Source organism: Pseudomonas sp. Pseusp10 (assembly GCF_059492225.1).
The window spans coordinates 4475193-4497106 of the sequence record NZ_CP168528.1 but is presented as its reverse complement, the minus strand read 5'-3'; the positions used below and the strand labels follow the sequence as shown (position 1 = coordinate 4497106).

Below are 21914 nucleotides of genomic sequence, written 5' to 3'. Positions count from 1 at the left end.
CTCAGAGGCCCTCGCCGAGATTGTCCGTTGGCAGCCTGCTCTGGGCAGTGCCGGTTGCCGCCTCGAGGCGCTCGATCCGCCCTTGCAGTTCGGCAACCTGTTGTTCGAGGTGAACCACATGACTTTTTGCTGAATGTCCGTCACTGAAACCCCAACCCCGGTCCTCCCGATAGGCCATCGCCCAGATCCACAGGAATGGCCAGAGTGCGTGCAAGGTGAACAGGCTGACCCAGCCGGTGGCGTGGATCGCATCCTGGTGAGGGTGGTTGCGGTGGACGGCAATTTCATAGGGGATGTCGTGGAGCAGGATGATCCCGTAGAACAAGACGAGCCCGACAAATATCAGTATGCCCAGCGCGAAGTAATCAAGCATGAATCACTCCTTTTGAAACAGGTGACGTGTGCGCATGAGTGTAGCCGTTCAATCTACACTTGACGGGAACGCGGATATCCAGCCTGAGCGACCGGTGCCTGGCCGAAGCGTCGACCGGTATCGTGCAGGCAGACCCCAGCGAGGTGAAATCATGCCAGGCAATAGTCAATTCGAACGGGTGCCTGTACTTGACCCTGTCGAGCGCATTACCGAGGTGATCTTCGGCCTGCTGATGGCCATGACGTTCACCGGCACTATCAGTGTGGCCACGGCAGACCAGGCAGCCGAACGCACGATGATGATTGCCGCACTCGGTTGCAATCTCGCCTGGGGACTGGCCGATGCGGTCATGTACCTGTTGCGCGCACTGGTCGAGCGCACGCGCAGGATCAATCTGTACCTCACGTTGCGCAATGGAACGGACGCCGCGGCCGGGCAGGCGCTCGTTGCCCAAGTGTTGCCGTTGCAGTTCGCGGCGGCGGCCGGCAGCGAAGGCCTGGAGTTGTTGCGCCGTCGGCTGCTCGAGCAGCCTCCCTTGCCAACCAGGGCCGGCCTCGGCTGGAACGACTACAAGGGTGCTCTCGGTGTTTTCCTGTTGGTCGTGTGCTCGACATTTCCACTGGTAGTGCCGTTCATACTGCTCGATCAGACGGCACTCGCCATCCGCCTGTCCAACCTGGTCGGCCTCGTGGTGCTGTTCATCGCCGGCTGGATGCTCGCCAGGTACGCTGGTGCCACGCAATGGCAGGGTGGGGTGATCATGGCCGTCGTGGGGGCCGTGCTGATCCTGGCAATTATTGCGCTGGGTGGATAACAACTTGGCATAATTCAACACACTAAAGACTCATTCTCATTTACAATTGCCCTTCCATTTACGTCGGGCAGCCTGGTATGGATGTTCTTGCCGCTATCCATCTTTATTTATCCCAGTGGGTGATCGAGCCGGTCACCCGGCAGTTCCTGGGCATTTTCGACTTCAACGGCAGACTCGGTCTATCCTTTCTCTGCATGTCTTACAGCGTCGCTTATTGCCTGTTCCGCTTGCGCAAATCCCGGGGCCTGACCGACGCACGCTCGTTCGGACAGTTCATCGGCGGCCGCCGGGTTTACCTGCACCGCTCGGCGTTGCTCGACTACCGCTATTACTTCGTACTCGCCATTCTCAAGGTTGCCCTGGTGCTGCCCATCGTCGGCCTGGTCGATCCGTATGTCTTGCGTTCAGCGGACTACATCGCGTTCTTCACCCACCTGTGGGGCGCGCGCACGCAAGTGGAGGAGCACCTGGCGCTGACCCTGCTCTATGGGCTGGGCGTATTTCTGGTCAAGGATTTCAGCCACTACTGGGGTCATCGCGCTTTTCATTCGCGGTATTTGTGGGCCTTCCACAAAGTCCATCATTCGGCGCCCGTGCTGGTGCCGGCGACGGCCAGCCGTGTGCATTTTCTGGAAGAGGTAGTCGAGAAACTGACGGATACCGTCTGTGTCGGCGCGTTTGCCGGGGTCTTCTGGTACGCCTGCGGTGGGGAGATCAGCCGCTATACCTTGTTTGGCGTGACCTACATGGTGTTCATCTTCAATGCCCTGGCGGCCAACCTGCGTCACAGCCATGTGTGGTTTTCCTTCGGGCCGGTGCTTGAGCGGGTACTGAGCAGTCCGGCGCAACACCAGATTCATCACAGCGATGCGCCGCGACACTTCAACAAGAACTTCGGCATCAATCTGTCGCTGTGGGACTGGATGTTCGGCACCCTCTACGTCACCCGGTCCACACCCGAGGCCATCCATTTCGGCACCGGGGAACAGGATCACGAGCGTTACCTGACGATGAAGGGGGTGATCGTCACGCCGTTTGTGGACATCGCCCGCAAGATCCTCTGTGCAATACGCCCGAAAGCACAGCGTGAAAGCGGATCTGATCCGTATTTTTCAGTGCGATCTGCCTCTGTAACGGATACAGCCGCCAGCCCACAATAAATCTCCGGTACGGCAGCGCTCGGCGCCTCTGTACCGCCAATTCATAGCGTGGGAGGCCGCATGGCCAAGATGACGATTTTTCTCGGCGGTTTTCTGCTGTTGACCATTCTGATCGGTGTGCTGGCGACGATTCCGCCGACGTGATTACCCCCGCCGGTTTTCGTCGACGGCCAGCCGCAGTTCACGGTAGGCCGTTACCAGTTGCTCGAGGCTGAACCCACGATTTCTCCCGCTGGGGTTGGGCAGGATCCAGACCGAGGCATTGCCGAAGGTTTTGGTTTGCAGGCCCCAGGCAATGTCGCGCTGACCGGACAGCGCGCAATACGCCGCCTTGCCCAGAAACGCCACGAAACGCGGCGCATGGCGGGCGATTTTCTGTTCGAACTCCGTAGCTGCAGCGGTGAACTCGTGCAAGGACAACTGATCCGCACTGGCCGTCGGCCGCTGGACCACTGCGGTCAACCCGCAGTGGTAGCGCAAGATCGTCCGATCGTTTTCCGGTTGCACTTGCTCGGGGGTAAACCCGGCGAGATGGAGCGTGCGCCAGAAGCGATTGCCGCGTCCGGCAAAATGGTGCCCTTGGGCAGCGGCAGTCATTCCGGGATTGATCCCGCAAAAGATCACGGCTAACTGCCCGGCAAGAATATCTTCGAGTTTTTCACTCACCGCAGATCACTCTGATCGCCTGGCGTGCGAGTTCCGTCAGCTCGGCCCGGGATTTACCGGCCCGGGCACGGATCGAAATGCTATGCAGCAGGGAGGAGGCGAGTACGGCAAGGGCTGCCGGGTCTGCATCGCCATTCAGCTCGCCGGCATTTTTAGCCGCTTGCAATCGAATCTCCAGATCGGCATCCAGCCGGCTCAACCGGTCGGAAAGCACCTCACGAATTTCCGGGTCCTCGACGGCTTCGGTGGTTGCCGTGCCGATGGCGAAGCAACCGCGGGGCTGGCCGTCTCCCGAGAAGTAAATCGATAACTGCCCTTCGTAGAAACGCTGCAAGGCCTCGGTCAACGGCAGATCCAGGTCCGTCAGCGCCTCGTGCATGGCCGCCGCGGCAAACTCCCAATATTGCTCCAGCGCTTTGATATAGAGCGCGTGTTTGTCGCCGAATGCCGCATAGAGGCTGGGGCGATTCATGCCGGCGGCGGTGGCGATGCTGTCCAGGGACGCGCCGGAATAGCCGGTGTTCCAGAACACACCGAGTGCCTGCTGCAAGGCTGTCTGCGGGTCGTAGGCCCGAGGGCGGCCGCGGCCTTTGCCCTCTGTCGATTTATTTTGTGCCATGTCGTACAAAAACCTTGTGAGAAGGTGGGTCGAGGGATATTCTTACACCATCGCACAAAATTAAGGAATCAGAAATTCCTTGATCCAGGGTTTGTTGTAGCCGAGCGCGAACTGAGTGTTGCGGCGACGAAACCGACGCGGTGGGAGCGATCCTCCTGACCGCGCACGGGCTTGCTTGTTTACAGCAGTTATTGACCTGCGGGCCGCCGGCGCTTGTTGCCGATGCCGGCCCGATTACCCGGCTAAAGGTGAACTCGATCATGACCAAACCGTTCGATATCCAGGCGCAACAGACCTTCGGGCAGCCTGGCCCCAACCCGACTGACGCCTCCATCAGGAAACCGTTGAGACAGACCCTGCGTCCATGGCTGATGGTGGGTGTTCCCATCCTCTTCGCGGCGGCGGGTTATGCCCACCATGTGTCGGGGCAGGCGTATGTTTCGACCGATAATGCTTATGCCCGGGTGGCGAAGGCATCGATCAATGCGCGGATCTCCGGGCAGGTGGTGGACATCGCTGTCGAAGACAATCAGCAGGTCCACAAGGGCCAGGTGTTGTTCCGGATCGACCCGAAACCTTTCCAGATCGCCGTCGACCGTGCGCAAGCGCAACTGAGCGTGGCGCGGTTGCGTATCGACGGGCTCAAGGCCAGCTATCGCCAGCAACAGGCGGAACTGCAATCGGCGAAAGAGTCGGCCGACTTCGACCAGAAGGATTTTGCCCGCAAGAAAGCACTGGTCGCGACCGAGTTCGTTTCGAAGTCGATTTACGAGCGGGCCGACACCGACGTGAAGGTGGCGCGGCAACGGATCGCGTCCATCGAGCAACAGATCGCCAGCACCGTGGTGGCCCTGAACGGCAATCCGGACATCGATGCCGATAGCCACCCGACGGTTCGCGAGGCCAGGGCGCAGCTCGACGAGGCGCAGTTATACCTCTCGTACACCACGGTGTATGCACCGCAGGATGGCATCGTGGCCAAGGTCGACGACTTGCAGGTGGGCAACCATCTCAACAACGGCGCGCCGGCCTTTGCCTTGTTGTCCGGTCACGAGATCTGGATCGAGGCCAACTTCCGCGAGACCGACGTGACCCACATGCGCCCGGGCCAGGAGGCCACCATCCGTATCGACACCTACCCGGATCGCGTGTTCAAGGCCCACGTCACCAGTATGAGCCCGGGGGCCGGGTCGGATTTCGCGCTGCTGCCGCCGGAGAATGCGACAGGCAATTGGGTTAAGGTGACGCAGCGGGTGCCGGTACGGCTCGAGCTCGACGAAGTGGACCCGGCGTTGCCGCTGTTCTCCGGGACCAGCGCCACGGTGAGGATCGACACCCGGTTCAGCAACCCTTGGTGGCATCCGCTCAAGGCGTTGCTGACCGCAGGTAACTTCTGATGAACGCCCAATCGGTGGTAAGCCCCGGTGGGGAGGGCGCGCGTTCGCTCAGGCTGGCCGCCTTGCTGGCGACCTATATGCAGTCGGCGAACCTGCCGCTGCCGAACTCTGCACTCAGGTTGATTCAGGGCAGCCTGTCGATGAGCGACGATCAGGCGGGGTGGATTTTCACTGCGTACCTGGCCGCGAGTGCGATCAGCATGCCGCTCGCGCAGTGGCTGGCCGGGCGCTTTGGCTTGAAGTTGGTGTATCAGGCGGCGCTGGCAGTGTTCGTCCTTGGCCTGTTGCTCGTAACGGCAGCGACGACGCCGCTGGAATTCGTGGGTGCGCGCATCGTTCAAGGCATCGCCAGTGGCGTGCTGGCACCGCTGTCGATGGCGATTGCCACGGAAACCTTGCCGCTGGAAAAACGCGCAAAGTTTGGTGCGAACTGGACCGCCATCGTGCTGTTCGGCATCGTCAGCGGCCCGAGTATCGGTGGCTGGATCGCCGAGCATTTTGGCTGGCGGCCGATGTTCTACCTCAGCGTGCCACTGTCGGTGTTTATCTTCCTGGTGGTAGCGCTGTTGCTGGCGCAGAAGAAGGCCGAGAAACCTCCGGCGTTCGATTTCTTCGGTTTTGGCACCTTCACCCTTGGCATGATCAGTCTGCAAATGCTGCTCGACCGTGGTGAGCGCCTGGACTGGTTCGCCTCGCCCGAAATATGGCTGGAAGCCGTGGCGTCTGCGCTGGGGATCTACCTGTTTGTGGTGCATGTGCTGACCTCGAACGTGCATTTCCTCAACAAACGCTTGCTCAAGGACCGCAACTTCGTTTTGTCGACGGTGATCTTTTTCGCCCTCGGTTTTGTGTTGTTGTCGACCATGGCCCTGACCTCGCCGATGCTGGACGAGATTCTCGGCTACCCGCCTGACACCACCGGTGCCCTGACGATTCCCCGTGGCATGGGACTGGTCGGCGCCTTTCTGCTGATGGGCCGGGTTCCCGAGCGCTTCGACCGTCGTCCCTTCGTGGCGGCAGGCGTGGCGGTGGTGGTTTACGCCAACTGGTTGATGCTCGGCTATTCGCCGCTGATGGACGAGTGGCCCGTGGCCGTCGCCGGTGCGATCCAGGGCGCGGGCCTGGGCATGCTGATGCCGGCGGTGACCAAGGTCGCGTTCAGTACGCTCGACCCGACACTGCGCCCCGAAGGCACTGGCCTGTTCAATCTGGCCCGGGTCTACGGCAGCACGCTGGGGGTGGCGATCGTCCAACTGTTCTTTTTCAACAACACCCAGGCGATGCACATGGCGCTGGCCAGCAACCTGACGCCGTACCGTGCCGCCGCGCATTCGCTGGCTGCGGCGCCCTTGCAGGTGCTAGGCGGGCTCAACGAAATGATCACCGGCCAGGCCGCGTTCATCGCCGTGATCGACCAGTTCAAGATTTTGCTGGTGGTGATGCTGGTGGTGAGCCCGCTGGTGTTGTTTCTTCGCAAGCCCGTTGCGGCCAATTAGTTTTCGTGGAGTTTGCCAAATGAATACTTATGCGCTGGTCATCAACAGATATCTGCTGCAAACGAAGATCGCGGGGTTGTCGCTGTTTGCATTCCTGACGGCCTGCACCGTTGGCCCCGACTATCAAACACCGGCGGCGAGTTCGTCGCAGCACTATGACCCACAAGCCGAGCAGCGTCTTGCCCGCGGCGCTGACCCACGCATCAACCTGGGCAAGAAAGTCAGTGGCGACTGGTGGACGGCTTTTCGCTCGCAGAAACTCGACCACGTGGTTCGTCGAGCCATCGACGGCAACCTGGACCTGGTGGCCGCCGATGCCACGATCCGGCAAGCGGCGTCTTCTGTTGCGGCAGCGCAGGGGGCGCTGTATCCGCAGGTCGATTTCGGCGCCGTGGCGGGCCGTCAACGGGTGCACAACACCAAGGAGCCCACCATCTCCAATTTCTATGCGATTGGACCGCGGGTGGGTTTCGACCTTGATGTGTTCGGCGGCAACCAGCGATTGGTTGAACAGCAGCAGGCGTTTGCCGAGCTGCAAAAACACCGCTACGAAGCGGCGTACCTGACCCTGACCGGCAATGTCGCCAGCCAGGCGTTGCTGGTGGCCTCCGCCAGCGCGCAGATGCAAGCCGTGGAAAAGCTGCTGGCCAATGACGCGAGGAACCTTGAGCTGGTGCGCATGGCCCACCTCAATGGCTCCACCACGCAGATCGATGTGTCGCTGGCCGAGACCCGTCTCGCCCAGGACCGCACGCTATTGCCGCCCCTCGCTCAGCAGCGCGATGCGGCGCGCCATGCGCTGTCGATTCTGACGGGGAAGGGGCCGGCGGACTGGATCGCTCCCGACTTCGACTTGAGCGAGTTTGCCTTGCCGTCGAACATGCCGGTGAGCCTGCCTTCGGAAATGGCCCACGACCGTCCGGATGTGCTGCAAGCCGAGGCGCAACTGCATATGGCCAGCGCGGCGGTGGGTGTGGCGACGGCGAACCTCTATCCCCACGTCACGCTGTCTGCGTCCCTGGCGCAGGCGGCTTCGGGCAATGGCGGCGCGGCACTCTGGGGGTTCGCTGCCGGGTTGGCCGGGCCGCTCTTCGATGGCGGTACGCTCAAGGCGCAGCAGCAGGCCGCCGTCGACGGTTACAAGGCGACGCTCGCCGGTTACCGGCAAACGGTCATTACCTCGTTCGGGCAGGTCGCCGACACCTTGCAGGCGATCAACCATGACGCCGAGGAACACCAGGCCCAGACCGATGCCTTGCGAGCGGCCGAGTCCAGTTTGCAGTTGAACCGGCAAGCCTTTGCGCAAGGCGAGAACAGCATCCTCCAGGTCCTGGAAGCGGAGCGTGCCTATGAGCAGGCGCTGCTGGGACAGATCCGCGTGAACACCGCGCAGTACCTCGACACCGTGCAGTTGTTTGTTGCGCTGGGCGGCAATTCCGTCGGCGCGTTCGAGCAACGCGTGGCGTCCGGCGACGGGCAGAAACCTTCGTATCAATAATGGCTGCGGCCTGGAGTAAAGACATGACCTATGAAGCCTTTCACGACGGACTGCGCGATACCGGATTTGTGCTCAACCATGGGGCGGTCGAGATGCCGGCGGTTGGATTCGGTACGTTGTTCCGCGATCTCGCCACCACGACCCAAGCGGTCAAGGAAGCGCTGGCCGCCGGTTTCCGCCATTTCGATTGTGCCGAGCGCTATCGCAACGAAGCACAGGTTGGCGTTGCGCTGAAGGAGGTGCTGGAAGCGGGCAAGATCCGCCGCGAGGAGCTGTTCATCACCACCAAGCTGTGGAACACCAACCATCGTCCGGAGCGCGTCCAGCCCGCGTTCGAAGCCAGTTGCCAACGCCTGCAAGTGGACTACATCGACTGCTACCTGATCCACACGCCGTTTGCCTTTCAACCCGGCGAAAACCAGGACCCGAGGGACGAGCAGGGCAACGTCATCTACGACAATGGCGTGACGTTGATCGAGACGTGGCGGGCGCTGGAGCGGCTGGTGGATGAGGGACGGGCCAGGTCCATCGGTGTGTCCGATATCACGCTGGAGGCGCTGAAGGCGCTGGTCGCCGTCGCCCGGATAAAACCCGCCGTGGTGCAGGTCGAGTCCCACCCTTATTTGCCGGAGTGGGAGTTACTTGAATTCTGCAAGGCGCACGCAATCATCGTGCTGGCGTTTGCGCCACTGGGGCATGGCATGCAACCGAATGTGCTGGAAGACCCGGTGATCACCGGCATCGCCCGGCGCGTGCAGAAAACCCCGGCCCAGGTGGCACTGGCCTGGTCGGTGCAACGTGGGGTGGCGTTCCTGACCACCTCGGCAACGCCGAGCCACATCCGGGAAAATATCGATATCTCGACCTTGCCGCTCAGGGCCATGGTTGAGATTCAACAAGACATCACAACCCGTATACGCTTCAACTCGGTGGTTGAAACCGGTGTCCCCGGATTCATTCCGCGCAAGCAGTAGTTGCTGACGCCAGGGCGGTCCGTCACAGGACCGTCCTGCTTGCCTATCCCTTGAGGTGAAAACGATGGATGTTTTCCAGACCCTGCGCTGTTTCACGGCGGTCGCCCAAAGCGGCAGCTTCACGGCAGCGGCCGCGATGCTGGACACCACCACGACCAACGTTTCAAAAGCCGTTTCCAGCCTGGAGGCCAGGTTGCGGACGCGGCTGATCAACCGGACCACCCGGCGCCTGGCGTTGACTGAAGCCGGTGTGCGCTATTTGCAGCGCTGCGAGCGGATTCTGCAGGACATGCGCGAAGCCGATGAAGAGGCGGGCACGGCTCAGGTCATGCCCGCAGGCCGGCTGAAAATCCATGCCATGTCGGCCATTGGCAACCATTACGTGATCGGCGCCATTGCCCGCTACCGAGAAATCTGGCCTTCGGTGTTGTTCGATCTGACCGTGACCAATCGGTTGCCGGATTTGCTGGAGGAGGGCTATGACATGTCGATCGTGCTGGCGCGGGACCTGCCCGACTCCGGATTCGTCGCCCAGCGGCTGGGCATCACCTACAGCATTCTCTGCGCCTCACCTGAGTACCTGAGCCAACGCGGGATTCCCGAGTCGCCGAGTGATCTTGGCGGCCATGATTGCCTGCGGATCGTCAACACGGTCATGCCGGTCGAGCACTGGGTATTTGAAGGTCCGCAGGGGATAGAAACATTCAGCACGCCAGTGTCGCCCTTTCACGTCAACACGGCCGACGCCATGACCTTCGCGATCAAGAACGGGATGGGGATTGGCATTCAACCGATTGCTTCGGCCGTCGAGGGCCTGCGGGCGGGGACATTGGTGCGCGTATTGCCGGGGTATCGGCTTGAAGAATTGAACCTGTTTGCGATCTATCCGTCACGCAAGTTCGTGGATGCAAAAATAAAAACCTGGGTGGAATTTCTGAAGCATTCCATTCCGGGTGTGCTGGCGTCTGATGAAAAAATTGTCGGTGCATCTGTGTAGCGTTGTGGCTGGTGCTGTACGCATGGAGTGTCGACCCTCCATCGTCCATACAATGTTCAACCGTTCGAGCACCCACTGCCCATCACTTGATACTCAATGGTGCGGCGTTGGCCCCGGGAATCTTCATAGGTCATGCGCGCCGGAACCGGTCCGCATTCGTTGGCGATTTCCGATACTTCGATGACGCGCTTGATATCAAGCCTGGTGCCGTATGTGTAGGTTTCAACCGGCGGTTGGCTCGTGGCGGCAGTCGAGTGGCTGTCGTCTGCAAAGGCCTGCGTGCCGGCGCTGCCAAGTGCAAGCAAGAGTGCGATGTTCAACAGTTTCATGATCTTCACCTCGTGGTTAAAGCGTTATCCCTTGAATGATTTCTCCCGCGTGAGTGGATAGCGCCTGTTTGGCTTTACTCACTTGGGTAGAACCGATGGTAGGCGTTTGGCAAGGGCGCAAATATCGGTCGGCGGGATAAACACTGTTGCCGGATTGATCATGAATAGAGGGGGCTTTGGCTAATGCCAGTCAGTAAAACGGTAATGCGATCTGTAGCAGCAGCCGAGCCCGCGAGGCTGCGTTCGGCTGCGAAGCAGTCGTAAAATCCGTCATTGCGTTACGTCAGGCAGGCCGCGTCAGCTGGGCTCACGACTGCTTCGCAGCCGAACGCAGCCTCGCGGGCTCGGCAGCTGCTACAAAGGGTGTCGCGGCTGAAATTGCTTAACTGATACATTGAGTCAGCGCGGAAAAAACATAATGGTCACCTTCCGACAAGAGAGTGCGACCTCTCTCCTGTCGGTCCCTGCCATACATTTGAGCTTTTCCGCGCTTGGCAAAACTGTGCCCGAATGAGCGCACCCTGTAATTTACGATGGTGGCGGGATTACTTCTCGACCAGTATTTTCGGGTTGGCGCTGCCCCAGACGGTGTAGAGGTCGGCCAGAAGCGCGCCGTTGATCTCTTCGACTTCAGCCTGGCTGACTTCGCTTGCGCCTTGCTTGCCAAACAGCACTACTTCATCACCTGCCTTGACGTCGGGTGCATCCGAGACATCGACCATCACGGTGTTCATCGAAACCTTGCCTACCACCGGCACGCGATGACCATTGATCAATACCACGCCTTTATTGGTGAACACGCGGCGATACCCATCGGAGTAACCGACCGTGATGTTGGCAAGTTTCGAATCACGTGTCAGGGTGAAGGTGCGGTCGTAACCCACTGTGTTTCCAGCGGGATAGTTATTGACCGAGGCCACATGCGACTTGAATTGCATCACGCGCCGATATTCAGTGCGCGAAATGACGGTATCGCCAAACAACGCGCCGCCCGGGCGCACCATGTCCAGGCGCGATTCGGGTACTTCCAGGGTGGCGAAGGAGTTGGCCGCGTGCAGGGTGATTTTCTTGCGATCGAGCTGGGCCACGTCCATCAGCCAGGCCGCTTGTTCGTTGAAGGTTGCCAGGCCCTTGCGTACGTCGTCCTTATCCTCCACCGCGAAGTGGGTCATGATTGCGACCACTTCCAGATTCGGTACCTTTGTGATTGCCACGGCGTCTTTCTTGCCCTGTTCGGTGGCCATTTCCACGCCGTTACGACTCATGCCGCTTGAGTTAAGGCCGATGTGAACCTGCAGTTTGCGACCGTGCTTATGTGCAAGATCGGCCGCCTGGCGGGCGAAATCGAGGTTGCCAACCAGTTCCTCGATGTTGTACTGCAGAGCATTTTCCAGCTCCCCCAGGGAAGCGGTGCGAACACGGATTAACTGGCCTTTAAAGCCGCTTTCGCGAACCACTCGAGCCTCTTCGTTACTGGCGACCGCCACACACGGTACACCGAGCGCGATCACCGAAGGCATCACCAACCCGATACCATGACCATAAGCATCGGCTTTCAGTACCGCACAGAGTTTCGACTTGCCGGCCAACTCGGCTTGCAGGGTACGGATATTGTGCTCTAACGCGGTCTTGTCGATTTCAATCCAGGCATTACTGATTTGCGCAGTCAGCTCGGAGTTGCCGTTAGTGAGCGACAGCGGCGGCGCCGCCTGGGCCTGGCTCTGCAAAAAAAACAGGCCGAGGGACAACGCTAGAACAGTACGGGTAAAGGGCATTTGAAACTCTCCATGTAATCGGTCTTTTTATTATTCCGATACCGATTATTGGAAGGCGATGTAAGTTGCCGTTGTACGCTACGTTCGAAGATGTAAAAACATGTAAGGAATTTGTTCGCGGCCGTTGTGGGTACCGGTGTCTGCAATGTGCAAGTCGGGGATCGCTTCGCCTGTAGCTACATTAGTCAGATCAGGCGACCCAGCGCATCACCTTCTCAAGGTGGCCAGTGTGCGCGTCCAGTTGTTCATTGAGAACTACAAAGCCCTGGTTCTCATAGAAATGGATACTACGCGCATTCGCCGAATACACAGTCAGCTGTAGAGTTGACTTGGATGCCATGGCGTCCACGAGAAGCTGCGTACCAATACCGTCCCTCTGACATTCAGGCGATACGAATAGCGCCGCAAGTGTGTCTCCATATACAGAGCAGAATCCTGCTACCGTCCCGTCTGCCTCAAACACTCGGGACATGGCGCCGGGCAGGTAGACCTCACGCATAGCATCAAGCTGGCTACGCCAGAATTCGGGGGCTATGAAGTGATGCGCCTGGATTGACGCTCGTAGCCAAATGTCCAGTACGGGCTCCAGGTCAACGTTTCGAAAGTCGCGGATCATGAGGCCTCAACGATTGAGTCAGGAAGAAAACATTGTGTCATATGCGTGCTCCGCGCAACGGTCCTCCGTTTGCAGATCTGCCTGGCACTGATTCTGATCGATCAGCAATACATGGCGCTGGATCTGTGACCGCCAACGCCAGCACCGGTTTGCTCTGGGCGTTGACAGTCTGTTTGGGCCGCTGGCATGAGTATCGCCCCGTACGGCCTGCCGATTCCGTTGACGGCCATGGTCGCACTGATTGTTTTTTTTTGCTCAGCACGCCACTATCGGCTGATCAAGCTTGGGCCAGGCGTCCTACGCGTAACCAGCCAACGACCACTGCGCCAATCAGTAAAAAGCCCAGGTAGCCAAAGAGTGGATAGACCTGACCCACCAGGCTGACAAACCCGACCAGGCTGCCGGCGAAAGCCAGCACGCCAGCGGCCGCAGAGCCGATGCGGAATTTGCGAGTGCCTGCCGGCAGTAGCCGGGCCGAAAAGGAATACAAGGTACCGACGGCCGTGTTGACGATCATCAGGAAAATGATCACCGCCATCAGCAGGCCGAGGACCGGCGAAACCTCCGTGGCGATGGACAGCATGGGCATTGGCAAATCCGCCACGCTGTCCAGGCGTGACAGCAATCCCAGGCTCATCACCAGCATCAGCAGCCCCAGCAACGCGCCACCGAAGATGCCACCCCAGATGGCCTGCTTCTCGGATTTCGCGGCACCGCCCATGATCGCCAGAAACGGTACCCCGGCCACGATGTTGTAAGACACGTACAACAACGCTCCCAGCAGCCAATGGTTTGCGCCAGCGTCTTGCTGGCTGGCCAGTTGATTGAGTTCACCGAAACTCAAGCCTCGGGTGGCGACGCCATACAGGGCTACCGCTACCGCCGTCAGGATCAGCAGCGGAGTGACGGCGCCGATCATGCCAATGACTTTCTGCACATCCAGGCACACGATGGCGACCACGATCAGGGTCACCGCCACGCTGCCGAACATGGCGGGAATGCCGAACTGTTGTTCCAGCAAGGCGCCGCCGCCGGCCAACATGACCACGGTCACCGCAAACATGAAGAAGGTGATCATCAGGTCGACAAAGGTGCCCAGGTAGCGTCCGCACAGTGCATACACTACATCCTTATGGGACCTTGCCCGCAGTCGGCTACCCATGCCCGCCAATGCCATCCCGAGAAAAGTGAAGAGCGCGGCGCTGACCACCGCCCCGAGCAGTCCCCATACGCCGAAATCCACGAACATCAGCAGCAGCTCCCGACCAGAAGCGAACCCGGCGCCGACAATCACTCCGACAAATGCTCCGGCTATTTTCAGACTTTCTTTCATGACGATTTCCCTCGAATTGTTTTTGTTATGGCTTATGGGGACGACCACTGTTCATGGCCATCCCGGGGCATCGCACTGGCAAACAGCAGAGGTGGGTCAGCGGGCGCCGACCCAGGCCTGGACTTCGATCTCCACATCGACCCCCAGCGCCAACTGGGCGCCGCCGACGGTGGAGCGCACCGGGAAACCATTCTCGAAGTGGCGCTTGTACACCTCGTTGAAACCGGCGAAATGTTGCATGTCCGTCAGCCACACCGTGGCCTTGACCACTTGGTCAAAACCCACGCCGCATTCGGCCAGGGTCTCGCCGATGCGGGCCATGGCGGCCTCGGTTTGCTCGCGGATATCACCGAGCACCACCTCGCCCAGAGGGTTCATTGGTACTTGCCCTGAAAGGAATAGAAAGTCGCCGACCCGAATGGCCTTGGAGAACGGATAGGGCAGGTGGCTGGGGTAACGCTGGAGATTGTCAGACATGGTAAGGAACCTCGTTGGGATAAATGATTAACGCAAGCGGCCAGGGGCCAGGCGGTGTGGCTCGACGCCCTGGCGGCGAAGCGTTTCGGGGAGGGGTTGATCGAGCAATTGCGCGCAGGCCAGTTGCGATACGCCGGCCGCGGACTGAATGCCATAACCGCCTTGGGCCGCTAGCCAGAAGAAGCCTTCACAGTGATCGTCCCAGCCGACCACCAGATCGCCGTCGGCGACGAACGAGCGCAGGCCGGCCCAGCTGTGGCGTGGGCGGCGGATGGTCAAGGAGGTGGCCGCTTCGATGTGGTAGATCCCGGTGGCGATGTCCAGCTCTTCGGGCATGACGTCCTGTGGCGTGACGGGATCGGCGTTGGCCGGTGAGCCAAGCAGTTGGCCGGCGTCCGGTTTGAAGTAAAAACTTTCGTCGATGCCGATCACCGCAGGCCAGCGTGAGAAGTCCATGCCCTCAGGGCCGTCGAAGGTAAAGGCGGTGCGTCGGCAGGGCTGCATCCCAATGGGCTTTACACCGCATTGCTGTGCCACCTCGTCGGCCCAGGCACCTGCGGCGTTCACCAGATTGCGCGCGCGCAACTGGCGGCCGTCGGCCAGCGTCAGGTGCCAGTGTCGACCTTCGAGGTTGGCGACGCTCAGTTGGGCGTCGCACTGCAGTACGCCACCGGCTCGGCGCATGGCCCGCAAAAAACCTTGGTGCAGCGCGTGGACGTCCAGGTCACGGGCGTCGGTTTCGAGCATCGCCCCGACAATCGCCTCTGGGCGCAGGCACGGCACCAACGCGAGGGCGTGCTCGGTATCAATCAATGAAACATTGCCAGCCTGTGCCCGGCTGACTTCGAAGGTTTGTTTCAGCAGGGATTGCTGCCCATCGCCTGCGACGTACAGGCAGCCGCGAGGTTCCAGCAGCGCATGCTCGGTGAAGTCCGTTGGCGGTTGCTCATAGAAGTCCCGGCTGGCGCGGGTCAATGCCTGGATCTGCGGTGTGCCATAGCTTTCCATGAACATCGCGGCGGAGCGTCCGGTGGCGTGATAACCCGGCTGGCTTTCACGCTCGAGCATCACAACGCTGGCTTGCCCGGCCAAGCGATAGGCCAGGGAGGCCCCCGCAATACCACCGCCGATGATGGCGAAATCGAAACATTCGCTGCCGTGCATATCGAAGTACCTCCTGTCTCTGGGGATGGGGAAGAAATATTCTTCCCACTATTTTTATAATTCTCAGATAAGAGAAATGTAAGATATGAGAATTTCCCAGTCAACCCATTACCTTGAGGTATTATTCCAACCCTTGCCTTGGCTCAGCCCCAGGCACCGTTTTTCGTACGACAGAGAAGTTTGCATGAGTTCCGATCGAGTCTCGTGTCCCACGGACCATCCCTTGATAGATCGCGCCCAGGTCGGGGCGCGCCTGCGTGTCATCCGCAAAAACCAGAAGTTGACGCTCAAGCAACTGTCGCAGCGTTCAGGCGTGGCGCTGTCGACCTTGTCGAAGATGGAGCTGGCGCAAGTGTCGGTGAGTTACGAAAAACTCGCGGCCGCAGCTCGGGCCCTGAGTGTGGACATTTCCCAGCTTTTCAGTCCGGCCAAGGCGAGCGTCAGTGCTGTACAGCCCACGGTGGTCAGCACCGCCATCGACAGTGCGGCGGGTTACAGCACGGGCAATTACGAATATCACCCGATGGCGGGGGATTTCCCCGGGCGCAGTATGACGCCCATGTACGCGCGGATCTGTGCGCGCGAACTGAATCAGTTCGAAGACTACATCCGTCACCCCGGACAAGAGTTCGCCGTCGTCCTTTCAGGTCGTGTGCGAATTCAATTCGAAACGGGTGAATCCCTCAGCATCGGCTGCCGCGAAACAGCGTATTTCAACAGCTCAATTGGTCATATTTATCTGGCTGAAAGCGAGGATGGCGCCGACGCTGAAGTGATGGTGGTGATGTCGGAGTACTGATGTTGAGGGGAGGCTGTCGGACCCAGGTTGAATTCACATTCCAGCTCGAGATAGGGACTGCCATATTCCAAGGATGCCAGGAACTCCAATGCGCTCGTGCGGTGTGCTCAAGGCCGAACGGGCGCAGGATGTGGCGCCGAATGCCTGTCCCGTTTAAAGACGCCAGCCGCTGCGACCTTGAGTAACCGATGAAATCTCGGGCATTCTGCGTGGCTAGGGGCTGGACATGCGGCCGCATGCCGCAATCCACGGCTCATGGCCTGTAGTTGCTTGACGGTCGCATCAATCTCATCTGCCTTGGCCAAAAGCACGTCTCTATCAACAACTACCTTACCATTCGGGGAAAGCATGGCATGTATCTCGTCCAGCGAGAGACCGCCTGCCTGTCCGAGTGCGATAACAGCCAACTGCTCAACCACGGCAGACGCAAACTGGCGGCGAACCCCGCGCGGGCTGACTGACGCGATCAAGCCTTTCTTCTCGTAGAAACGCAATGTGTGGGCAGGAATTCCCGTGCGTTTGACGACCTCAGCGATATCCATTTTCAGCCCATTGACTTGAAGTTGACTTCAACTTCTATCATGCATCGGCAAGATTAATTGGTCCATGAACAAGAGGTAGGTATGGCATCGCTGGAAGTGGTTGCACACGTTTTTCTGTTGGGGGTTGGCGCTACCGTCGTCATGGATTTGTGGATGTTCCTCATGAAGGCCTTTGGCGCTCCAATGCTGAATTTCGCTTTCGTCGGGCGCTGGGTAGGTCATGTATGCCAAGGCAAATTCGCTCATGCCAGCATTGGACAAGCGATGCCGGTGCGAGGTGAAGTGGTCCTGGGCTGGGTGGTGCACTACGTCACGGGTGTTGCTTTCGCAGTGTTACTGGCGTGCATTCAAGGAGTCGCCTGGCTGCAGGAACCAACTTTCCTGCCAGCAATCGCTTTGGGCGTGGCAACAGTGGCAGTCCCGCTTTTGGTTATACAGCCCGCCATGGGGGCAGGATTTGCATCCTCTAAGACGCCGACGCCGGCCAGGAACCGCATGCGCAGTTTAATAAATCATGCCGTCTTTGGCGTTGGCCTCTACCTGTCCGCGGTGGTGATTGTCTTGGCTTCGAAGTGAGCAGGGTTTGAGTCTTGCATTGTCATGCAACCGACTGGTAGTAAATCCGCCAACACTTGAGTAAATGACAGTATGTACATTCCTGCCCAATGGTCCCAAACCTTCAGTGGGGCGCCTATTGAACGACAAACTATCGGAGAGTCAGGAGCCGAGGTTTCTCGCATCCGCTGCATCAATGGGGAACACCTGTTCGTGAAGTCCGAGCCCATTGGCGCGCGCAGTGAGCTGCCGGGAGAGATTGAGCGTCTTCGTTGGATGAACCGGCTTGACCTGCCTGGGCCAACAGTTCTTGATGCTACGACAGAAAACAATCGCCATTGGCTACTCATGAGTGCCGTCCCTGGACATGATCTGGCCAGTGCCAACGATTTGTCTCCACCCCAAGTCATCAGCATCCTGGCGATGGCACTACGTACTCTGCACCAGATGCCAATTGAGACATGTCCGTTTGACCACCCCTTGGAGCAGCGCATAGCCGCCGCCAGGAGTCGAGTGAGTGCCGGGCTCGTTGACGAGGCAGATTTTGACGATGAGCGGCTGGGTCGGACCGCTGAGGATGTTTTCGCAGAGATGCTGTCGACGCGCCCTGAAACCTATGATCTTGTGGTCACCCACGGTGATGCCTGCCTACCGAATTTCATGGTCGAAGGAAGCAGTTTTAGCGGCTACATCGACTGCGGCCGGCTAGGCATCAGTGACATCTATCAAGATCTTGCACTGGCTGTCCGAAGCATAGAACGCAACCTTGGACAGGCATGGGTAGCACCATTTTTTCGCGCCTACGGTGTAGCGCCAGATCAGCAACGTATAGCGTTTTACTGTTTGCTAGACGAGTTCTACTGATGAGCCGACTTCTCCTTGTCGGATGCTGAGCCCGATCAAGGCATCATAGAGCTCTTGCTGCCCAGCTGGCAGAACGGGGAGCAGCGTCGCGCGGCGCTTGTCGACATCGAACCAGGACTCAACCAGCCATCCCACCAGATAGAGCGCCGCAAGGCATCCGCCGGCGGTTGCAACGTTCCCCTGCCATACCAGAGGCTGGTCCACGGGCTCCAGTCCCAGAGCCAGCAAGCCCGATCGTGCGTCCGGGTGTGTAGTCGCCCGGCCGCTGAGCAGCAGCCCAAGCCGTTCGAGAATGAAGGCTCCCGCGCAGATGGAGCCGATTCGCTGACGTCTGGAATCAAGTTCAAACGACGGCAGGAAATCAGGAGCGGCAAGCGCAGCGGGTATCCCCTCCTTGCCGCTGACGAACAGTACCGCGTCGGCGCTATTGGCCTCGGAAAGCGGACCGTGCACTGAAACAGGCAGGCCGTGCGCCGATCGCACGATAGGGCTGGAACCCAATATTCGGACGTGCCAGTCCCCAGTGTTGCGGCCTAAAATGTCCCACATCAGGAATAGGTCGATGTCGGTGAATTGGTCGAAAGCGACCAGAGCGATTGTCTTCAAGGTGAACTCCATGAGATGCAAAAGGGCAATACGCAGAGAACGACACGAAGCTTGCTTTGACGGAGATAGCAATCGAAAGCAGTTCCTGCGCGGTTGAAAACGCTGGGCAGGCGTTCGGCGTCATTCCATATATGTACTCATCAACGGCATAACGTTCGTCCCATATGCTGTTCAACTCCTTGGTCTTTCTACGCTAAATGGCAATTCCGAGCCCCGGCGGATCAGGCGCTGATGAGGTTGCTGAACAGCGGCTCCAATGACAGTCGGGCACGGGTATCCTGGACCGTTGCTCGGACGGCCTCTTCACCGAACACCAAACCCTGAAGGTAGGTGAAGTGCGGGTTGAACAGCCCGAGGGTGTCAAGTACCTGGCGCAGGTAAGACGTTAGAAAGTCCGGTTGCCGTGCCAACTCACCCTGGTGAAAACCACCGGAACCGACCAACACGTACACCGGACGATTACTCAGGAGACCGGTCTTGCCCCCGGGGCCTGAGCTGAATGTCCGGTGAATGCGCAGGACGTAGTCGATCCAGAGTTTGAGCGCGGCAGGGAGCGTAAAGTTGTGCATCGGGGTGGCAATGAGCAGGATATCGCTGCGTTCCAGCTCGCCGATCAGCGCTTCGGAGACTTCGAACGCAGGTGAGTCAAACGGCGTGGTGGAAGCAAGGGCACGGGCGTAGTCCATACCGAGCGGTGGCAGCGGATGCCTGCCCAGATTGCGTTCGACCAGTTCGAGCCTCGGATACCGGTGCCGCAGGGATGCCACTAACTCCAGTGCCAACTGGTTCGCATGGGAAACCTGGCCATTCGGGCTGGCATTGATCAACAGCACATTATTCATGCTTGATTCTCTGCCTGAAGGTTCTGCGTGAAGTGCATACCATGGGCCAGCAGCCCCTGGCGAAAATAGAAGCGTTGGGCCAACGGCATATGCAGCCCGGTGTCCAGCACGAAATGAGCGCAACCACGCCGCACGGCTTCCTCCCGAACAGCGGTCAATAGCCGCGCCCCCAGACTGCTGCGCTGCAGGTCAGGGCGCACCACCAAATCATCGACGTAGATGAAACGCCCGTAGAGCAGGTTTTCCAGCTCGCGGTAACCGGCCAGGCCCACTGCCTGCTCACCGTCCCACGCGGCCAATAAACGGTAACCTTGCTCAGTCTGCCGAACCAGTTGCCCCACATAGGTGGCCGGGTTGGCGACATGCGGCCGCAATACGCGCATCAGGTCGAAACTCGCCTGAAAGGCCTCCGCGTCTTCGAGGTGTTGAAGTGTGTAAGCCATGTCCGTAGTCCGTTATAGAGAGATAGCAGACCTTAGTGCTGCAATGACTTAATCTACAGGGCCGAAAAATGCATAAATGACTAGGCCATGATCCTTCCCTTCAAGCTAGACCGCAGCCAGTCAGCGCCGATCTATCGTCAGCTTTATCACCGATTTCGTGAATCCATTGCCGACGGCCGCCTGCGGCCGGGAGATCGAGTACCTGCAGTTCGCGCTTTGGCGGCGGAGTTGAACCTGGCGCGCGGCACAGTGGAAGCGGCTTACCAGTTACTGATGGGGGAGGGCTACTTGATCGCTCGCGGAGCCGCCGGGACGATTGTCACACCGCAACTGGCACCCGTTTCCTCGCCCATACTCCGCCCCCCAGTTGCTTCGACGGAGTACCAGCCCACCCATTCCGAGGCACTACCGTTAGCGCTGCAGATGGGGCTACCCGCGCTGGATGCCTTTCCCCGTAAGCTCTGGACAAGGTTGGCGGGCCGCCAGCTGCGGCAGGCCGGACTCGAGGGGCTCGTCTACCCGGACCCGCTAGGCCATGCACCCCTGCGCGCGGCCATTGCGGCCTACTTGGGCATTTCACGGGGTATTACCTGCCGCCCGGAGCAGGTGTTCGTGTGCGCGGGCTATCGCGCGAGCCTGGACCTGATCAGCCACACGCTGATGCACCCAGGCGATAGGTGCTGGCTGGAAGAGCCCGGCTACTTCATGGCCCGGAACGCCCTATTGGAAGCCGGTGCACAGTTGGTGCCGGTGCCAGTGGATGACCAGGGGCTTGACGTCGCGCAAGGCATTGCCCGTTGCCCGGAAGCACGCTTTGCAGTGGTCACGCCGACCCACCAGAGCCCGCTGGGCGTGTCGCTGTCACTGCCGCGTCGGTTGGCGCTACTGGACTGGGCCAACCGCCGAGGTAGCTGGATTATCGAGGATGATTACGACAGTGAATACCGCTATCAGGGTAAGCCCTTGCCTGCCCTCAAGAGCCTCGACCAGCAGGGCCGCGTGCTCTAACACCGGTACCTTCAGCAAGGTGCTGTTTCCAGGCTTGCGCCTGGCTTATCTGGTTGTGCCTGCCGAGCAGAGCGACGCGTTCGCCCGTCAGGCGGATCGTCTGCATAACTACTGCCCGCAGCTCCTTCAGGCGACCGTCACAGCTTTCCTCTACGAGGGGCACTTCGCGCGGCACTTAAAGAAAATGCGAAACCTCTACGCACTCCGCCGTCAGTGGCTGGTCGATGCGCTGCACCAACAATTCGGCGAACGTCTATTGATCAACCCGCAGGCAGGGGGTATGCACCTGGTCGCGGGCCTTCGCGAAGGTGATGATGTCGAGCTCGCTCAGCGTGCCCGGGCTGTTGGCATAGCCGTCGAACCGCTGTCACAGTGGTACATGGAAGCCAAGCCCAGGCACGGCCTGGTGCTTGGCTTCACGAACATCGCCAGTGCCGATCAGGCATCGACGGTGGCGCTTCAATTGGCTCAAATCATCCAGGGCTGTGAGATTTTCAAACCCGGGCTCAGACGCGCCATTCACGTTTGTTAAATTTATTGACTTCAAAGTCAGCTTCTAGAAAGATG

23 protein-coding genes and 1 pseudogene are annotated in these 21914 nt (G+C 59.5%); 11 read left to right on the top strand and 13 right to left on the bottom strand.

The genetic code is table 11. From position 1 onward, the window contains the following. Position 1: 1 nt before the first annotated feature. Complete coding sequence (locus ACEN8Z_RS20225) at positions 2 to 373, bottom strand: DUF3302 domain-containing protein (RefSeq protein ID WP_007999042.1); 372 nt, start codon at positions 371 to 373, stop codon at positions 2 to 4. A gap of 151 nt (positions 374 to 524) precedes the next feature. On the opposite strand from ACEN8Z_RS20225, the gene ACEN8Z_RS20220 reads away from it, so the two are divergent. Further along, a complete protein-coding gene (locus tag ACEN8Z_RS20220; protein ID WP_495595426.1) occupies positions 525 to 1187 on the top strand; it encodes a hypothetical protein in 663 nt (220 codons plus the stop codon). Between the two features lie 77 nt (positions 1188 to 1264). Beyond that, positions 1265 to 2347 carry a sterol desaturase family protein gene (locus ACEN8Z_RS20215; protein WP_495595425.1) on the top strand — a complete coding sequence of 361 codons (1083 nt, stop codon included), beginning with the start codon at positions 1265 to 1267 and terminating at the stop codon, positions 2345 to 2347. Positions 2348 to 2491: 144 nt separating this feature from the next. On the opposite strand, the gene mug is transcribed toward ACEN8Z_RS20215, so the two are convergent. Further along, positions 2492 to 3013, bottom strand: coding sequence for a G/U mismatch-specific DNA glycosylase (mug, locus tag ACEN8Z_RS20210; protein WP_495595424.1), 522 nt, complete (start codon positions 3011 to 3013; stop codon positions 2492 to 2494). After that, complete coding sequence (locus ACEN8Z_RS20205; RefSeq protein WP_495595423.1) at positions 3006 to 3632, bottom strand: TetR/AcrR family transcriptional regulator; 627 nt, start codon at positions 3630 to 3632, stop codon at positions 3006 to 3008. Before ACEN8Z_RS20205 ends, mug begins: the two co-directional genes overlap by 8 nt. A 260-nt stretch (positions 3633 to 3892) precedes the next feature. Between ACEN8Z_RS20205 and ACEN8Z_RS20200 the strand changes: the two genes are divergently transcribed. From ACEN8Z_RS20200 to ACEN8Z_RS20180, 5 genes are all read left to right on the top strand, one after another. Continuing rightward, complete coding sequence (locus ACEN8Z_RS20200; protein ID WP_495595422.1) at positions 3893 to 5029, top strand: HlyD family secretion protein; 1137 nt, start codon at positions 3893 to 3895, stop codon at positions 5027 to 5029. Then, a complete protein-coding gene (locus ACEN8Z_RS20195) occupies positions 5029 to 6525 on the top strand; it encodes a DHA2 family efflux MFS transporter permease subunit (protein ID WP_495595421.1) in 1497 nt (498 codons plus the stop codon). Before ACEN8Z_RS20200 ends, ACEN8Z_RS20195 begins: the two co-directional genes overlap by 1 nt. 19 nt (positions 6526 to 6544) lie before the next feature. Further along, positions 6545 to 8023, top strand: coding sequence for an efflux transporter outer membrane subunit (locus ACEN8Z_RS20190; RefSeq protein WP_495595420.1), 1479 nt, complete (start codon positions 6545 to 6547; stop codon positions 8021 to 8023). Positions 8024 to 8046: 23 nt separating this feature from the next. Beyond that, complete coding sequence (locus ACEN8Z_RS20185; protein WP_495595419.1) at positions 8047 to 8997, top strand: aldo/keto reductase; 951 nt, start codon at positions 8047 to 8049, stop codon at positions 8995 to 8997. A gap of 64 nt (positions 8998 to 9061) precedes the next feature. Further along, the gene (locus ACEN8Z_RS20180; protein WP_495595418.1) at positions 9062 to 9994 is read left to right on the top strand and encodes a LysR family transcriptional regulator; all 933 of its coding nucleotides are present in this window, start codon (positions 9062 to 9064) and stop codon (positions 9992 to 9994) included. A 56-nt stretch (positions 9995 to 10050) separates the two neighbouring features. Here ACEN8Z_RS20180 and ACEN8Z_RS20175 read toward each other — a convergent pair whose 3' ends face one another. From ACEN8Z_RS20175 to ACEN8Z_RS20150, 6 genes are all read right to left on the bottom strand, one after another. Continuing rightward, complete coding sequence (locus tag ACEN8Z_RS20175) at positions 10051 to 10323, bottom strand: DUF2790 domain-containing protein (RefSeq protein ID WP_277537034.1); 273 nt, start codon at positions 10321 to 10323, stop codon at positions 10051 to 10053. A 545-nt stretch (positions 10324 to 10868) separates the two neighbouring features. Further along, positions 10869 to 12098, bottom strand: a complete 1230-nt coding sequence (gene alr / locus ACEN8Z_RS20170; protein ID WP_495595417.1) for an alanine racemase — start codon at positions 12096 to 12098, stop codon at positions 10869 to 10871. A 190-nt stretch (positions 12099 to 12288) separates the two neighbouring features. After that, entirely contained in the window at positions 12289 to 12714 is a 426-nt protein-coding gene (locus ACEN8Z_RS20165; protein WP_495595416.1) for an N-acetyltransferase, read from the bottom strand. 277 nt (positions 12715 to 12991) lie between these two features. After that, on the bottom strand, positions 12992 to 14047 hold the full coding sequence (locus ACEN8Z_RS20160) for a YkvI family membrane protein (protein ID WP_442097409.1): 1056 nt from the start codon (positions 14045 to 14047) through the stop codon (positions 12992 to 12994). A gap of 96 nt (positions 14048 to 14143) precedes the next feature. Beyond that, positions 14144 to 14524, bottom strand: coding sequence for a RidA family protein (locus ACEN8Z_RS20155; protein ID WP_442097410.1), 381 nt, complete (start codon positions 14522 to 14524; stop codon positions 14144 to 14146). 27 nt (positions 14525 to 14551) lie between these two features. Continuing rightward, positions 14552 to 15688 (bottom strand): NAD(P)/FAD-dependent oxidoreductase, encoded by a 1137-nt coding sequence (locus ACEN8Z_RS20150; RefSeq protein ID WP_495595415.1) that lies wholly within the window; start codon positions 15686 to 15688, stop codon positions 14552 to 14554. Between the two features lie 184 nt (positions 15689 to 15872). On the opposite strand from ACEN8Z_RS20150, the gene ACEN8Z_RS20145 reads away from it, so the two are divergent. Beyond that, on the top strand, positions 15873 to 16487 hold the full coding sequence (locus ACEN8Z_RS20145; RefSeq protein WP_442097412.1) for a helix-turn-helix domain-containing protein: 615 nt from the start codon (positions 15873 to 15875) through the stop codon (positions 16485 to 16487). A 107-nt stretch (positions 16488 to 16594) separates the two neighbouring features. Here the strand turns inward: ACEN8Z_RS20145 and ACEN8Z_RS20140 are convergent, their stop codons facing one another. Next, positions 16595 to 17029, bottom strand: a complete 435-nt coding sequence (locus ACEN8Z_RS20140) for a helix-turn-helix domain-containing protein (protein ID WP_495595414.1) — start codon at positions 17027 to 17029, stop codon at positions 16595 to 16597. An 81-nt stretch (positions 17030 to 17110) separates the two neighbouring features. Between ACEN8Z_RS20140 and ACEN8Z_RS20135 the strand changes: the two genes are divergently transcribed. Both ACEN8Z_RS20135 and ACEN8Z_RS20130 read left to right on the top strand, forming a co-directional pair. Beyond that, complete coding sequence (locus ACEN8Z_RS20135; RefSeq protein WP_495595413.1) at positions 17111 to 17605, top strand: DUF2938 domain-containing protein; 495 nt, start codon at positions 17111 to 17113, stop codon at positions 17603 to 17605. Positions 17606 to 17677: 72 nt separating this feature from the next. Beyond that, positions 17678 to 18448: an APH(3')-II family aminoglycoside O-phosphotransferase gene (locus ACEN8Z_RS20130; protein WP_495595412.1), complete on the top strand. Its 771-nt coding sequence runs from the start codon at positions 17678 to 17680 to the stop codon at positions 18446 to 18448. Here ACEN8Z_RS20130 and ACEN8Z_RS20125 read toward each other — a convergent pair. The 3 genes from ACEN8Z_RS20125 to ACEN8Z_RS20115 all read right to left on the bottom strand — a co-directional run bounded on the left by ACEN8Z_RS20125 (position 18431) and on the right by ACEN8Z_RS20115 (position 20339). Continuing rightward, the gene (locus ACEN8Z_RS20125) at positions 18431 to 19054 is read right to left on the bottom strand and encodes a DJ-1/PfpI family protein (protein WP_495595411.1); all 624 of its coding nucleotides are present in this window, start codon (positions 19052 to 19054) and stop codon (positions 18431 to 18433) included. The two genes, ACEN8Z_RS20130 and ACEN8Z_RS20125, sit on opposite strands and share 18 nt — an antisense overlap. A 221-nt stretch (positions 19055 to 19275) precedes the next feature. Continuing rightward, positions 19276 to 19896, bottom strand: a complete 621-nt coding sequence (locus tag ACEN8Z_RS20120) for an FMN-dependent NADH-azoreductase (RefSeq protein ID WP_495595410.1) — start codon at positions 19894 to 19896, stop codon at positions 19276 to 19278. Beyond that, positions 19893 to 20339 (bottom strand): GNAT family N-acetyltransferase, encoded by a 447-nt coding sequence (locus ACEN8Z_RS20115; RefSeq protein WP_495595409.1) that lies wholly within the window; start codon positions 20337 to 20339, stop codon positions 19893 to 19895. Before ACEN8Z_RS20115 ends, ACEN8Z_RS20120 begins: the two co-directional genes overlap by 4 nt. Before the next feature lie 87 nt (positions 20340 to 20426). Between ACEN8Z_RS20115 and pdxR the strand changes: the two are divergent. Beyond that, positions 20427 to 21879 (top strand): annotated as a pseudogene (pdxR, locus tag ACEN8Z_RS20110) (MocR-like pyridoxine biosynthesis transcription factor PdxR). Positions 21880 to 21914: the final 35 nt, after the last annotated feature.